At 64.7% G+C, this 12,913-nt stretch carries 13 protein-coding genes and 1 riboswitch; of the genes, 3 read left to right on the top strand and 10 right to left on the bottom strand.

Features of this window, described 5'->3' with window-relative positions:
- Positions 1 to 114: 114 nt before the first annotated feature.
- Positions 115 to 217: riboswitch (TPP riboswitch) on the top strand.
- Positions 218 to 267: 50 nt separating this feature from the next.
- Positions 268 to 1,050, top strand: a complete 783-nt coding sequence (locus ABZ717_RS09990) for a 3-oxoacyl-ACP reductase (protein ID WP_358507858.1) — start codon at positions 268 to 270, stop codon at positions 1,048 to 1,050.
- A complete protein-coding gene (locus ABZ717_RS09985; RefSeq protein ID WP_358507856.1) occupies positions 1,050 to 2,384 on the top strand; it encodes an LLM class flavin-dependent oxidoreductase in 1,335 nt (444 codons plus the stop codon). The genes ABZ717_RS09990 and ABZ717_RS09985 overlap by 1 nt, the downstream gene beginning before the upstream one ends.
- A 258-nt stretch (positions 2,385 to 2,642) precedes the next feature.
- On the opposite strand, the gene ABZ717_RS09980 is transcribed toward ABZ717_RS09985, so the two are convergent.
- From ABZ717_RS09980 to ABZ717_RS09935, 10 genes are all read right to left on the bottom strand, one after another.
- On the bottom strand, positions 2,643 to 3,125 hold the full coding sequence (locus ABZ717_RS09980) for a carboxymuconolactone decarboxylase family protein (RefSeq protein WP_358507854.1): 483 nt from the start codon (positions 3,123 to 3,125) through the stop codon (positions 2,643 to 2,645).
- Positions 3,122 to 3,514, bottom strand: a complete 393-nt coding sequence (locus tag ABZ717_RS09975; RefSeq protein ID WP_358507852.1) for a GNAT family N-acetyltransferase — start codon at positions 3,512 to 3,514, stop codon at positions 3,122 to 3,124. The genes ABZ717_RS09980 and ABZ717_RS09975 overlap by 4 nt, the downstream gene beginning before the upstream one ends.
- 91 nt (positions 3,515 to 3,605) lie before the next feature.
- Positions 3,606 to 4,658: a pirin family protein gene (locus ABZ717_RS09970; protein WP_358507851.1), complete on the bottom strand. Its 1,053-nt coding sequence runs from the start codon at positions 4,656 to 4,658 to the stop codon at positions 3,606 to 3,608.
- A gap of 403 nt (positions 4,659 to 5,061) precedes the next feature.
- Positions 5,062 to 5,535, bottom strand: coding sequence for a hypothetical protein (locus ABZ717_RS09965; protein WP_358507849.1), 474 nt, complete (start codon positions 5,533 to 5,535; stop codon positions 5,062 to 5,064).
- An 80-nt stretch (positions 5,536 to 5,615) separates the two neighbouring features.
- Entirely contained in the window at positions 5,616 to 6,080 is a 465-nt protein-coding gene (locus ABZ717_RS09960; RefSeq protein WP_358507847.1) for a hypothetical protein, read from the bottom strand.
- Between the two features lie 15 nt (positions 6,081 to 6,095).
- Positions 6,096 to 9,047 (bottom strand): hypothetical protein, encoded by a 2,952-nt coding sequence (locus tag ABZ717_RS09955; protein ID WP_358507845.1) that lies wholly within the window; start codon positions 9,045 to 9,047, stop codon positions 6,096 to 6,098.
- Positions 9,048 to 9,116: 69 nt separating this feature from the next.
- Entirely contained in the window at positions 9,117 to 9,452 is a 336-nt protein-coding gene (locus ABZ717_RS09950; RefSeq protein ID WP_358507844.1) for a DUF6507 family protein, read from the bottom strand.
- Positions 9,449 to 9,775 carry a cell envelope biogenesis protein TolA gene (locus ABZ717_RS09945; RefSeq protein ID WP_358507842.1) on the bottom strand — a complete coding sequence of 109 codons (327 nt, stop codon included), beginning with the start codon at positions 9,773 to 9,775 and terminating at the stop codon, positions 9,449 to 9,451. The genes ABZ717_RS09950 and ABZ717_RS09945 overlap by 4 nt, the downstream gene beginning before the upstream one ends.
- Positions 9,776 to 10,046: 271 nt before the next feature.
- Positions 10,047 to 11,456, bottom strand: coding sequence for a DUF6177 family protein (locus ABZ717_RS09940; RefSeq protein WP_358507840.1), 1,410 nt, complete (start codon positions 11,454 to 11,456; stop codon positions 10,047 to 10,049).
- A gap of 138 nt (positions 11,457 to 11,594) precedes the next feature.
- A complete protein-coding gene (locus ABZ717_RS09935) occupies positions 11,595 to 12,125 on the bottom strand; it encodes an NUDIX hydrolase (protein ID WP_358507838.1) in 531 nt (176 codons plus the stop codon).
- Between the two features lie 182 nt (positions 12,126 to 12,307).
- Here ABZ717_RS09935 and ABZ717_RS09930 point away from each other — a divergent pair, with 182 nt between their 5' ends.
- Entirely contained in the window at positions 12,308 to 12,892 is a 585-nt protein-coding gene (locus ABZ717_RS09930) for a TetR/AcrR family transcriptional regulator (protein WP_358507837.1), read from the top strand.
- Positions 12,893 to 12,913: the final 21 nt, after the last annotated feature.

Genomic DNA, 12,913 nt, shown 5'->3' with positions numbered 1-12,913 from the left:
CGTCGACGTGGAGGGGCACCAACCGGCCGGCTCCCCGAAGGTGCGATCGCCGAGCGGGAGGCGAGCGCGGCACCGGCCGGTGGCCCGAGAGGGTGCCTATGGGCTACCTTGATCGGCAGTGACACGGGGTGCCCTGAATCCACTGATCAGGGCTGAGATGACACCCGTCGAACCTGATCCGGGTCATACCGGCGAAGGGATGTCCGTACATGGCCGGTGGTATCGGTGGCCGAAGGGACGCCTTCGCCCATGCCAGAAAGGCCACCGATGAGTTCTTCCCGCACCGCACTCCCCATCGACCAACAGACGGTCGTCGTCACCGGCGGGGCCCGAGGGCTCGGGTCCCGGCTGGTCCAGGCCTTCCTGGGGCAAGGCGCCCGAGTGGTGATCAACTACCTCCACAGCGCAGAAGCGGCTCGCGAGCTCGCCGCCACCCACCCCGACCGCGCCCTGGCCGTGCGAGCGGACGTACGCGACCCCGAACAGGTCGCCTCGATGGTCCAGACCGCAGAGGGCCATTTCGGCTCCTCCGTCTCCACCGTCGTCAACAACGCGCTCGCCGACTTCTCCTTCAACGGCGACGCACGACCCCACGCCGACACGCTCACCCCACAACACCTCGACCAGCAGTTCAGCGGTACCGTCCACGGCGCACTGAACACCGTCCAGGCGGCCCTGGCCTCCATGCGCGGCCAAGGGTTCGGCCGGGTCATCAACGTGGGCACCAACCTGTTCCAGCACCCGGTCGTCCCCTACCACGACTACACAGCGGCCAAGGCGGCGCTGCTGTCGCTGACCCGCACGCTCGCCCACGACCTGGGACCCGACGGCATCACCGTCAACATGGTCTCCGGTGGTCTGCTGCGCACCACCGACGCCAGCTCCGCCACCCCCGAGAGCGTCTTCGACATGATCGCCTCCTCCACACCGCTGCGCCGGGTCACCACACCGGCCGAGTTCGCCGACGCGGCCCTGTACTTCGCCTCTCCCTGGGCGCGCGCGGTCACCGGTCAAAACCTCGTCGTCGACGGCGGGCTGGTGATGAACTGATGACCGCCGCTTCCGCGCCTGACCAGGCCCCCGATCGCCGGATGCACCTCAACCTGTTCATCTTCGGCTGTGGCCACCACAAGGCCGCCTGGCGTCACCCCGACTCGCCGGCCGAACGGATCGGTGACATCACCTACTTCGAAGAACTGGCCCGCACCGCCGAACGCGGCCGCTTGGACGCGGTGTTCTTCGCCGACGGCCACGCCACGGGCGACGTCGCCGGTGGCCCGTGGTGGTTCCTCGAACCGTTGACCGCTCTGGCGGCCATGAGCCGGGCCACCCGGCACATCGGTCTGGTCAGCACCGTCTCCAGCACGTTCTACACGCCTTTCCACGCGGCACGCCTGCTGGCCTCCCTGGACCACATCAGCGGAGGCCGAGTGGGCTGGAACGTGGTGACGTCCATGTTCGACACCGAGGCCCGTAACCACGGATACGAGCGGATGCCCGCGCACCAGGAGCGCTACGCGCGAGCCGAGGAGTTCGTGGAGGTGGTGCTGGGGCTGTGGGACTCCTGGAGCGACGAGGCCTTCCACTACGACCGGGAGGGGGTCTTCGCGGACCCGGACCTGGTGCGCCCCATCGGCCACCGGGGAGAGCACTTCCAGGTCGACGGTCCGTTGAACGTGCCGCGCCCGGTACAGGGCAACCCGGTGCTGTTCCAAGCGGGTTCGTCGGAACAGGGACGCACGCTGGCGGCCCGCCGCGCCGAGGCCATCTACTCCGTGGCCTATGACCTGCCCAGCGCCCAGGACTACTACGGCGACGTCAAGGCGCGGATCCGTCGGGCGGGCCGCGACCCCGGGTCCGTCGCCATCATGCCCGGACTGGTCACCTACGTCGGTTCCACCGAACGGGAGGCCCAAGACAAGCAACGTGAACTGGACGAACTGCTGCCGACCGAGGAGTCATTGCAGCAGCTGGGGCTGTTCACCGAACAGGACTGTTCCGATTGGGAGCTGGACGCGCCGGTTCCCGAGCTGCCGCCACTGGAGGAGTTCACCGGTCCCAAGGGACGCTACGAGACCATCTTGCGCATCATCGACTCCGAACGGCCCACGGTGCGGCAACTGCTGGGCCGTCTGGCCGCCGGCGGCGGACACTGCACCATGGTCGGAACGCCCGAGCAGATCGCCGATCGGATGACCCGGTGGTACGAGAACGGTGGCGCGGACGGGTTCAACCTCATGCCGCCGTCGTTGCCGGGCGGGATCGAGGACTTCGTGGACCATGTGGTTCCCGTCCTGCAACAGCGAGGGCTGTTCCGTCGCGAGTACGAGGCGGACACGCTTCGGGGCCATTTGGGTCTGGAACGGCCGCCGTCACCGCACTGAATACGGGAGGGAGGTCAGGGAGGTGGGAGGCCTGAGGAGCCGTCCTCGACCTGTCCGGACCTCCCTGCCATAGGAGAGGCGCGCGGCAGCAATCGTCTCAGGGCTGCTGAGCGCCGGCAGACCCCCGTGTCGGGAGCCTCGTTCGGATGTGACCGCCTTGCTCCGAACCTTGGGTGCCGAGCACGTCACCCTGTTGGAGAAGGTGGGCTTTCCGGAAAAGGGGACCCACCGCTGTAGCGCTTTTTCGGGAGGAGGGCGTTACAGCGGTGGAAATCGCTTTCCCTGTCGTGTGATCACGGGATGACCACTGGCGATCGAGACCCGGTTGAACGCGTTGATGAGCGCGGTCGTCCACTCCACCGCGGAGATCTGTGCGGTGGTCAGGTGGGCGGCCGCACGGGCGTTGATCTCCTGCCGGTCGACGGCGGGGTCGATGACGGTGAGGGACTCCGCCAGGAGCAGCGCGGCCTTTTGCATGTCGGTGAACACGCCGGCTTCACGCCAGGACGGCAGCACGTCCAGGACACTCTGCTTCACCCCGGCCTTGCGGGCCTTGGGAACGTGGATGCTCAGGCAGGTCGGGCACCCGTTGATCTGGGAAACCCGGACGTTGATCAGCTCGATGGTGTCATCGCCCAGACCCGCCTCGTGCGAAGCGGCCCGGGAGGCCACAGCCGCCTTGCCGAGCGCCTTGTACACAGTGGGGTGTTCCTTGTCGATGTAGGGACGCTCCGCGCTCATGCCTGCTCCTCGGTCGTCTTCTGGACCAGGGCCAGGTCCGCGGGCCTGGGCTTGCGGAACCTGCCGCCCTGGGCCGTGTACTCCTCGCCGTGTTCCTTCAGGTGCTTGGCGAACAGTGGGCACACGGGGACGACGGTGATGTTCCTGCGGACGCTGTCGGCCAGCGCCTCGCGCAGCAGGAGTCCGGCCAGACCCCGTCCACCGAACTCCGGTGAGACCTCGGTGTGGAAGAAGACGCGCTCACCGTCGCCCTCCGGTGGGTCGACGAAGTCGGCGCGGCCGGCGAGGGTGCCGTCTTCCAAGGTCACGGTGTAGGCGCTGATGGCGCGCGTTTCGTCAAGGGCGATATGCACGACGGCGCCGGTCTTGTCGGTCTGTGGTTCGGTCAAGGTGAAGACCTCTCTGGGGATGCTGCCGGGCCGGTCGGTGGCGCACACGACGGCGCCCCGGCCCGGTGGGATCGGTGTTCGGCGGTGTGGATCAGTCCTGGGACCGCGCGTGGGGCGGCGGGTTCTTCCTCGGCCGCATCCGAACCTGGGGCAGGTCGGGGGCCGGGAGCCATCCCATGCCATCGCGGTTCTTTCCCGGGCCGCCGTGCCCCACGTAGCCTTCGACGCGCCCGAACCGCTCGCCGCGCTCCTGCCATTCCTCCCGGTACCGCCGGATCTCCTCGGTGGTGCGGCCCAGGAAGTTCCACCACATGACGAGCTCCTCGGCGAAGGGGGCGCCTCCCACGAGCACGAGCCGGGCCGGTTCGTCGCCGTCGTTGGCGATACGCAGCTTCTGGCTTCCCACCCCGGTGTAGCCCACGGCGTCCTTGGGAACGCGCACGCCCTCCAGTGTGATGGCCTCGCCCGTGTCTACCAGCAGGCCGTGCTCGAACCCGGACTGGACCGCCAGGTCCAGGGTCGCGCCGGGATCGAGCCTGATCTCGGCGCCCACCAGCGGCGAGTACATGCTCACCGGGGACTGTGAACCCAGCAGTGAACCGAGGAAGACGAGCGCGGACCCGCCGTCGAAGGTGACGGGCTCGGGGACATAGTGCTCGAACTCCCGGCCCTGCCGGTTGCGCGCCTCCTCGGGGAGGGCGATCCAGAGCTGCACCCCATGGAGCCGGCGGGTGTCAGGGGTAGAGGTCTCGGAGTGACAGATGCCGGCACCCGCCGTCATCAGGTTCATCTCACCGGGAAGGACGTGGGCGCTGTTGCCACCGGAGTCGATGTGGGCGACGGTCCCTTGGAACAGCCAGCTCAGCGTCTGAAGGCCCGTGTGCGGGTGCGGAGCCACGTCCATCCCACCACTGGCCGACACGTCGTCCGGCCCGTAGTGGTCGATGAAGCACCACGCGCCGATCAACGAACGCTGCCGTTGCGGCAGGGTACGGCGCACGTTCATGGCACGCGGTCCACCCAGGGGCACGTCGCGGGCGGTGATGAGCTCGACGGGAGCTCCACCCTCCCGTTCGGCCCACGGCCCCGGGAGGCCGCCATCGACGCACACGTGGGTGTCGGGGTCAGCCTCTGGATCGGTCATCGCGAAGTCCCTTCCGCCGCGGGGTCGGATACGACGGTTGTGGTGTTGATGTTCTCTCCTCCAGGCCAGGCAGGTGCAGGAGCGTGCGAGCTCCACCTGTACTCAGCCCCAAGGTAAGCGCACGCGACTTCATCGTGCCAAGGCCCTACAGAGAGGGTGATGGTCGGGCTAGGGAGTGGGGTGTCAGTGGCCGTCACGGTTGGAACTGTGGGGTCTTCGACTCGATGTCAACGAACCGATGTCACGATGCGAAATATCCGTGAGCGATCAGCGGTCGAGGCATGAGTTTTACGGTTCGTTCGATATTCCTGTTCAGCTCATCTGCGAAGGATGCGTTCTATTTCGCCCAGGCGGGAGGGACGGGTCGCCTTGGCGCCCTGTGAATCCGTATGTACCAAAATTCCTACCCGTCCGCTTCTCCACCGAGCTTTTGTTGCAGCCAGGCGGGGATGTGTTCTTCGTCGCGGGGGAAGTATTTGAGGTCGTTGGTGAAGGCTGGGCCGATGAGGCCCGGGATTTCAGGATCCTCATAGTTGTATTTGATGGAGAATCGTCCGGGATGGGCGACGGAGTAGCGGACCGAGAACCATGTTCCTTTTCCGTCCCGGTAGAGGCCCGCCCTCAAGTCCTCGAACAACAGGTTGACCGCAACTGGTTCGCTCGATTCGAGGGTGTCCCCGTTCTGGTTCTTGACCGTGTAGGTGGTGAACGACTGATCGGCTACGGAGACACGAGTGTAAACAATCTCAGCCCAGTCGTTCGATGCTTCTTCTACCATCTTCCGGCCAATTTTTACCAGAAGCTCTTGTTGCTTTTGTGGATCCAATTGATTTCCGGTGAGTTCGATAATTCCTGCATCTGAGTATCGTTTTTCCATGGCCTGATTCTCCTTTTGGTGAAGGTTTCTCGTGGTAGTCGAGTCGGAGGCCGCTTCGCGGTCGATCTCCGTTCCTAGGGTCACTCGGATTGCATACGGGGTTCCTCGCTGAGTTTTTGTTGGAGCCAATCGGGGATGTGTTCGTCATCGCGGGGGAAATATTTGAGATCGTTGGTGTATCCCCATGCGGTGGGAAAGAGAATATGAGGATCTTCGTCGTAGTTATACTCGACATGGAAATTTCCAGGTCGAATGATTGTGAATTTAATCGAAAACCAGGTTCCCTCGCCTTCTCGATACATTCCTGCGCGCAAGTTGTCGAGCAAAGGTCCGATAGTGTTGGGTCCCCAGCCTGCTATGTTTTTTTCGTATGCATCGTGCACCTGAAATTTAGAAGAGCTGTGGTCAATCACAGCGTCACTTCTATAAATTACCTTTTTCCATCCTTGTGGTGCCCGCGAAAGAATGGACTGGCAGATCTCCTTGATGAGATCGAGCTGTTGAGTGTGGTTAAGGTGGCCTCGTTTGAAATGCTTGCTTACCAAAGGATATTCCTTGCGTCAATCGAGTGGTGGTAGATTTTTATATCGCTGAGGTTCCATTGGAACGCCATTAATGCTCCATTCCACATTGAAGGCAGAGGGCGGTGGGTCGATGAAATTTCCAGATTTGGGTGGGTACTCGATCCGAGGCATGCTGGGATCGAACTCGCTAGTGATCTTCGCCTGAATGTCAGGTTTTCCAGGTTTTAAGGAAATCGCATCGTTCCATTCTCCATTATTGAAATCCGGATTGTTGAAGTTGTGCCACTCGTCCCCATGCTTCAGTAGTCCGCGCCAGCTGCGCTCCAAATTATAGAATGATCCGTCGATCGTCCCGAGTTCTTCGGGGAGTCGGTCGGAGAATGCGGTATTGGTCCGATTTTGGTTGATGTCGAAGCGCATGGGAGGCATGTTAAGAAGCTCTCCCGGTCCGAAGAACTGTGTGCCGAAGAGATGCCCTCCCTGAAATTCAACTTGCTGATATTGCGGCACCTCTCCCGGTTCTGGCCACCGTTTTTCTGTCTCAAAGAAGTCCTTCCTGTACTGTTCGTTGAGGAGTTCGAAGTACAGCTCCCCATCATGTCCGGACTGTGTTTGCTGTGTCTCGTTGCGGTGATTCTCTGCTCTGGTAATGGTGCCCTCTGCCTCGACCGTCCTTCCGTACTCGTCCGTGCGGAAAGTGTAGTTCCCATCGACTACGTAGGTCATGTCCGGCCGAGGGTCCATGAACTCCGGGTTCCTTCCGCCCCACGCGGGGGAGTCGGCGCGAATCTCCCGGATCTTTCCGTCGCTATCGGTGATGTAGTCGATCGAACGTTTGCCGTCCGCCTCCAACACCGTGTACCGGGTGTCGGGGTCCAGCGTTACGTCGTCGCCGAACCGCGCCCCCTCCTTGGTGAAGAAGCGAGGATCTCGACTGTCGACCTTTACCGGGGCATCGGTTGAAGGCTTCTCCGAGCTCGGCCGGGCATCGGAACCTGAGGAGTCTCTTGGAGCGGAAGGTTCACTCGGACCGAAGAGATCGCCTCCGTCGTCCTCGGGTCGGCCCGGGTCGGACCCAGAAGGGGAGTCGTCTCCCGGGCTCCTCGGTGGGAGGGGCGGTCCACCGCCTTGCCCGCTGCCGTCGTTGCCACCTCCGGTGGCGGGTGTGGGGCCCCCGGTTTCCTCGCGTGGACGGCTTCGATCCGGTTGATCATTGTCGTGGTTCTGGGTTCGGGTGTCATTTCGGCCGTCGCCCGAGTCGTCATGGCGGCTCCGAGGACTTTCCTCGTTCCGGTGAGTGCTGGACCCCTCCGACTCGGAATCATGTCCCGAGTGTGAGGAGGGCCCTGGAACGTCCGTCTCCCGACTAGGACCGTGCGACGTACCGGCGCCCGTGTCCTCGCGTTGCGGACGTGGCGTGCTCTGACCGTCCTCTCCGGAGAGAGAAGGAGCGTCATCGTCGCCGGGACGCTGAGGCGAAGGGCGCCCCTCCTGAGCGGGCCCGCTCTCCGTCTGATTCGGGGTAGGGGGATTCCGTGGAGCCGGGCCGTCAGCGGAAGTGGGGCGGTCAGGAGAGATGGATGGCGCGGGCCGGTGCTGGTTCGGGTCCAGCAGCGATTCCTGCGTTATCGCGAGTTGGTCGGCGAAGCGCTCGGTGGTCGAGGTGGTGCCCCCCGGACGATCCTGGGGGAGAGGACTGCTGGGCCAGCCCTCGGCCCCGGGCCCACCACGCGCCCTGAAAACGTCGGAGCTCTCTGAACCGGTTCCGCTAGAGCCAGTGCCAGGGGACCCGCCGGAGCCGGAATCCCCGGAGGGCATGTCCACCCCCGACCCGACCACGATCTTGACCAGCTTGAGCGGTAGGCCACCGGTCATCATCACCGCGTTGGTGGCGATGGTGGTGTTGGAGTAGGCGACGCCGTCCTCACGGGTGGACCAGGCGGTGTGGCCTTCGATCAGCTCGTCCTTGGTGTCTCCTATGTTGTCGACCCACCGGTCCCACCCGGCGCCGGCTCCTTCTTGCCCGCCTTCGCCTGGTTCCCACAACCAACCGTGCTCGTCGTGGATACCGACCAGAGCGGCTGTGTCCATCCCCGCGTCGATCCAGGCGGCCTTGGCGTTGTCCTTGCGGCCGGTCAGATCGAAACGCCACCCGTTGTCGGGGTGCCAGAAGCCGAGTTTGGACTGGAACCCCACTGCTGTTCCCCACAGCACGTCGGTGACCACCGTGTCCCACACGGCTTGGCCGTAAGGGTTGTCGAACTTCGCCAGGTCGGGATGGAACTCTTCCCTCGCCCAGTTCGCGACGTTGTTCACCGTGTTGTTCACGTAATCGAAGGACAGTTCCGGGTCCAGCGGATCCATGTCGACGTCACCGGCGTCGGTGGGCAACCCGTAGACGAGAACGCCATCTCCGCTCGCCTGGTCGGGGGAGGCGTAGGCGGGTCCGTCGAAGAGGTTCGAGATCCGGGTGGCGCAATCGTTCTCGGCCTCGTTGAAGGTGGCCCAAGCTGCGTTGACCGCGCTCTTGAGTCGGAGGTTCTCCTGCAGGGCCCACTCGTCGGTTTCGTCGTCCTTGTCCAGCCACCACAGCTTGTTGTCGTGGTTGCGGTTCCAAAGACTCTGGGCCTCGATCCTGAGGGTGTTGAGCTCGCCTCGGGCTGTCTTGGCGGCTTCGGCGAGATCCTCCAGCGCGCCGGCGACGGTGGACAGGTCGGTTTCCAGGCCATCACCACGGTCCACGACCGGGTCCATCTTGGCGAAGAGCGTCTCGCTCTCGGGGGCCTCGTAGTGGGCTTGAAGACCCTGCCAGGTGGAACGCATGTCCTCGGCCCCACTGGCGATGTCCTCCCCGCCGCTGCGTAGTGTTTCAGCGGCGTAGTTGAGGGACCACACGTCGGTCAGGGGATAGGGGATGGCCTCAGGGTCGATCAGCGTGAACGGATTGGGGTCCACGCCGTCCTGGGGCTCGGTGGGTTCGAAACTCACCAGGAAGCCTTCCGGGGAACTGGAGCGGGGGTGGGGGTGGGGGTGGGGGTGGGGTTGGTCAGGGGGAGGTCAAAGGTCGAGGTTTTCGGTGGTGCCCGCCTGACGTTGTGCTTCGGCGGCCATGTCCTCTTGGCCCTGGGTGTAGGCCGTGGTGGCATCGGTGGCGCCTTGCAGGCACGACAGGCTCCGTGTGAACATGGCGTCGGTTTCGCCGCTGAAGTGTTCGAAGAATCCGGATAGGGCGGATTCCACCGGTGGGCTCTTGGCATTGGACAACGCCATGTCGATCCCGTCCGAGGTGGAGTCGATGGTGGAGGAGAAACCTCCTCCTTCCAAACCGAGCTGGTCCCCGAGGTCGGTCAGTACCAGTGAGACCCCGTAGACGTCGATGCTCCATTCGCTCATCGGTCCTCCTTGCCGGGGGAAGGGGTGAAGCGGTGGGGGTGGAACTCCGCTCCGGGGTCGCTCTCCACCTGGCCGGCGGCGATACGGTCGGCCTCGACCATGTCCTGCTCAATGACGTGGGCTCTCAGGCGGTTCAACGAGGTGCGGACACCGCCGACGGCCTTGGCCATCCGCTTTCCGATGGGTTTGGTGCCGAGCCGTTCCTTGCCGGTCTTGGCGAGCTGTGGTTCCTTGAGACGCTCAGCCGTGGACGTGGGGTGCGCAAACCCGGAGGCGGCACCGTCGTCGACACCCTCAGGAGGCTCGACCATCTCGAATTTCATTCAGAAGCCTCCTCGGTCCTTTACCGACCCCGCGGGGGTCTGTGGCCTTGCCTCAGCAGTATGCACATAGGGGGTGACTCTCCATGAAGGGCCATGGTTCGTGGGAAAGGTGCATCGCTACGAATGAAGAGACAGCGCACCGGTATTCGTCGCAGAACATGCAGATGAGAAAGCTGAAACCCTCAAAAAAGTGACGCACGGCACTTTTTCTCGTTGGTGGTTTTCGGTGGAGTCAGGGGCGCCGAGCCGGCTGCAACGGGCGCGCCTCTCCTCAGGTCGACGCGGACAGGTGGGCCGATTGCCGCTGGGCGAGATCCAGTGCGCGCAAGGGGGTGCTCGCGTCCTCCAACACCGGATACCAAACCGCCTGCTTGTCACCCTCCCCAAGGAGCACACCCGGAATGGGTCCGGCCTGGGCGGCGCCAGGCCCGATACGGAGCAGGTGGTCAGGTCCTATCGCGAGCCCGACCGGAACGGCGGGTCCCGTCCATACCGGTTCGTAGGTGAGGTCGGGGCGACCGGGAAGCCGGCGCACCCGCAACGCTCCCAAGAGCCCCTCCCCGGCCAAGGTCTCCACCAGGGTGGGGAGTTCCTCGAAAGGCACCGTGTTCTCGTTCTCGAACCCGATGACCACCGAAATCCGCTCCAGGACTCGACTTCCGCGCCAGGAGAGACGGAACTGGCCCGAGAACGCAGGACCCTGATCCAGTGGTCCGGACAGGTACAGAATCCATGGTCGGGGCCTGCGGCGAAGAGCCGATTCGATGATCCGCGCACGGTCCCAGGCCAAGAGAGCGGGCTCGTGGGGGCCCCAGACCGATGGTTTCGCTCCGGTCAGGTGCTCGGTGATGATCTGCGTGGCCCGACCCAACTCCGGGGTGAAAGGGTCTGGGTGCAGAACGGACACATCCACCACTAGCTGAGTCCCCGATGTTTCGGCGAAGTCGGCGAGGAACCCGGAGACCGGTGCCGCGTCGGGGTGCTTCTCGGTCCAGTTCGGCCCGACCGGTTCCTCGACCGGCCGGAAACCGTAGGTCTCGTCCCAGTGCACGGCCAGTCCGGTGAGGCCGTCGAAGTGTCCACCATCCTCGCCCTGAACGACCCAGCGCCCCAAAGGGCCGGCCAGAAAGGTGCGGGCTCCGTAGGTGAGCCGTGTGGTGGCGGGGGTGAGCACCTGTAGCGTTTTCTCCCGTCCGTATGTGGCCACCGCGTCGCTGAGCCAGGAGGAGAACGGCACCACGTCTCGGTCCTGGGCGACCAGGAGCGCCCGCTCGGCGGTCCGTTCGGTGGTCGGGTGTTCGGGTTCCTCCCACAGATCGAAGTCGGCGCTGCCCGAGGTCCACACCGCCCCGCCGAGTCGCAGCGCGAGCCTGTCGGAGAACCGATGCGCGACCTCACGGCCCTGTTCGTCGGGACGGGCACGGGTCTCCACCCACCAGTAGGTCTCCGGAAGACCGGCGACGACGTCCTCGCCGAGCAGGCGGACCACGTCGTCGGGTCGTTCCACCTCTTGACCCGGTTCCAGGGTGGCCAGCAGCCGGCCCTCCTGATCCCGAATCTGTAGGACGTCGGTGTTTCCGTGCACATGTAGGCGCAGCTCTGGGTCGACGTACTGCAAGGCGTCGACGATCGCCTGTTCATTGGGGCGTCCACCGACCAGGGCCACCACGTCGTAGCTCAACGACTCTCCTTCGTTTCGAGGTACGGGTGACCGAGATCGTCCGAAACAGGCATGGGACGGGCCACTTTTCGTGGGTGAGCATAACCAGATCCTCACGAAACATTCGACGCGTCCCCCTGAGCCCTCGACACCCTCTGGCTAGCGCTGTCGGCTTCCGGTCTGGGAAGCCGACCACCGTACGTGTTCGCGGATCCTGTCCCGGTCCTCGGGAAAGACGGTTTCCCAGTCCTGCTCCAGCGGGATCCAAGCGGCCGGTTGGCCCTCCTCTCCGTCCAGGGGAAGCTCCCGGTCGATGCTCGCCACGTACGAGAATCCCAGTGAGGGATCCCAGTCCGAACGGTAGGAACGCACACTGACGGCGGCGGGCACGGGATCGAGGTCCCCGGCCACGCCGGTTTCCTCCAGGAGTTCGCGAGCGGCCGCTTCGATCGGTGTCTCTCCCGGGTCGACCTTGCCGCCGGGAGGCACCCAACCGCGCCAACGGTGTCGGATCAGCAACACGTGACCGTGGTCGCGGTCGAGCGCCCATACCTCCGCGGCCACGGGAGCCATAGGCTCGTTGAACGCTTCGTTCAACCAGGTACGGGCGTCGTCGAACTCGCGGGTGGCCCGAAGAGTTTCGGTCAGCACCGAGCCGAGGGTCCGTGGTGAGAGGGGAGTGCGCGTCATTGGAGCCACTGTAGAGAGCACACTCACGCGCCAAGGCCCCAGGCTTCGAAACCGGCCGAGGTGGAGACGATGGCCGGGCGATCGATCGATGAGTACTGGTCCGGTCGCACGTGCCCGGTGGTGTGGGCGGGGTGCCATCCGGTTCCCCACCGGAAACCGAGGCGGGTTCTAGGATGACGGGCATGACTGAGGAGAAGGTGCGGCGTGGGCGTCCGCGCAGTGAGGCTTCGCGGCGGGCCGTTCTGGAGGCGACCGCGAGGTTGGTGGGGGCCAAGCCCTATGACGATCTGACGATCGAGGGGATCGCCGCCGAGTCGGGGGTGGCCAAGACGACGATCTACCGGCGGTGGAACTCCAAGGCGGAGATCGTGCGCGAGGCGACCCTTTCCGGGTTTCTTCGGGTCGGTGGTCTGGAGGTGGTGGACACCGGAGATCTTCGTGCCGATCTGCTCGCCTGGGTGTTGGGGTTGCGACAGGAGGCGTTCGGTCCCGGTCACATGAGCCTGGCGCGCGCGGTGCTCTCGGCGGACCTGGACGCGGTGGGACGCAGTACCGAGGGCTACGTCGGGGTGTGGGACGACCGGCACCTCGTTCGACGGCTGCACAGCGCGGCCCAGAGCGGTGCCATCGAGCCCAGGGAGGACTTCTCGGCGGCGGCGGCCTCGCTCAGTCACACCATGGCGATTCGGATCCTGGCCGGGGCCCGGCCCTCGGAGCAGTGGTGTGAGGATCTCGTGGGCCTCGTTCTCAGGGGTTTGTCAGGGTGAACCCTGATATTCGATACGCTA

Origin of the sequence: Nocardiopsis sp. NPDC006832 (genome assembly GCF_040635885.1) — a bacterium.
GTDB lineage: Bacteria > Actinomycetota > Actinomycetes > Streptosporangiales > Streptosporangiaceae > Nocardiopsis.
The sequence above is the reverse complement of the archived record's forward strand: the minus strand, read 5'-3'. Positions and strand labels throughout refer to the sequence as shown.

What these genes read in the sequence shown, in the direction of transcription:
- ABZ717_RS09990 (WP_358507858.1), top strand. Translation starts at nt 268, where the DNA reads ATGAGTTCTTCCCGCACCGCACTCCCCATCGACCAACAGACGGTCGTC.
- ABZ717_RS09985 (WP_358507856.1), top strand. Translation starts at nt 1,050, where the DNA reads ATGACCGCCGCTTCCGCGCCTGACCAGGCCCCCGATCGCCGGATGCAC.
- ABZ717_RS09980 (WP_358507854.1), bottom strand. Translation starts at nt 3,125, where the DNA reads ATGAGCGCGGAGCGTCCCTACATCGACAAGGAACACCCCACTGTGTAC.
- ABZ717_RS09970 (WP_358507851.1), bottom strand. Translation starts at nt 4,658, where the DNA reads ATGACCGATCCAGAGGCTGACCCCGACACCCACGTGTGCGTCGATGGC.
- ABZ717_RS09965 (WP_358507849.1), bottom strand. Translation starts at nt 5,535, where the DNA reads ATGGAAAAACGATACTCAGATGCAGGAATTATCGAACTCACCGGAAAT.
- ABZ717_RS09950 (WP_358507844.1), bottom strand. Translation starts at nt 9,452, where the DNA reads ATGAGCGAATGGAGCATCGACGTCTACGGGGTCTCACTGGTACTGACC.
- ABZ717_RS09945 (WP_358507842.1), bottom strand. Translation starts at nt 9,775, where the DNA reads ATGAAATTCGAGATGGTCGAGCCTCCTGAGGGTGTCGACGACGGTGCC.
- ABZ717_RS09935 (WP_358507838.1), bottom strand. Translation starts at nt 12,125, where the DNA reads ATGACGCGCACTCCCCTCTCACCACGGACCCTCGGCTCGGTGCTGACC.
- ABZ717_RS09930 (WP_358507837.1), top strand. Translation starts at nt 12,308, where the DNA reads ATGACTGAGGAGAAGGTGCGGCGTGGGCGTCCGCGCAGTGAGGCTTCG.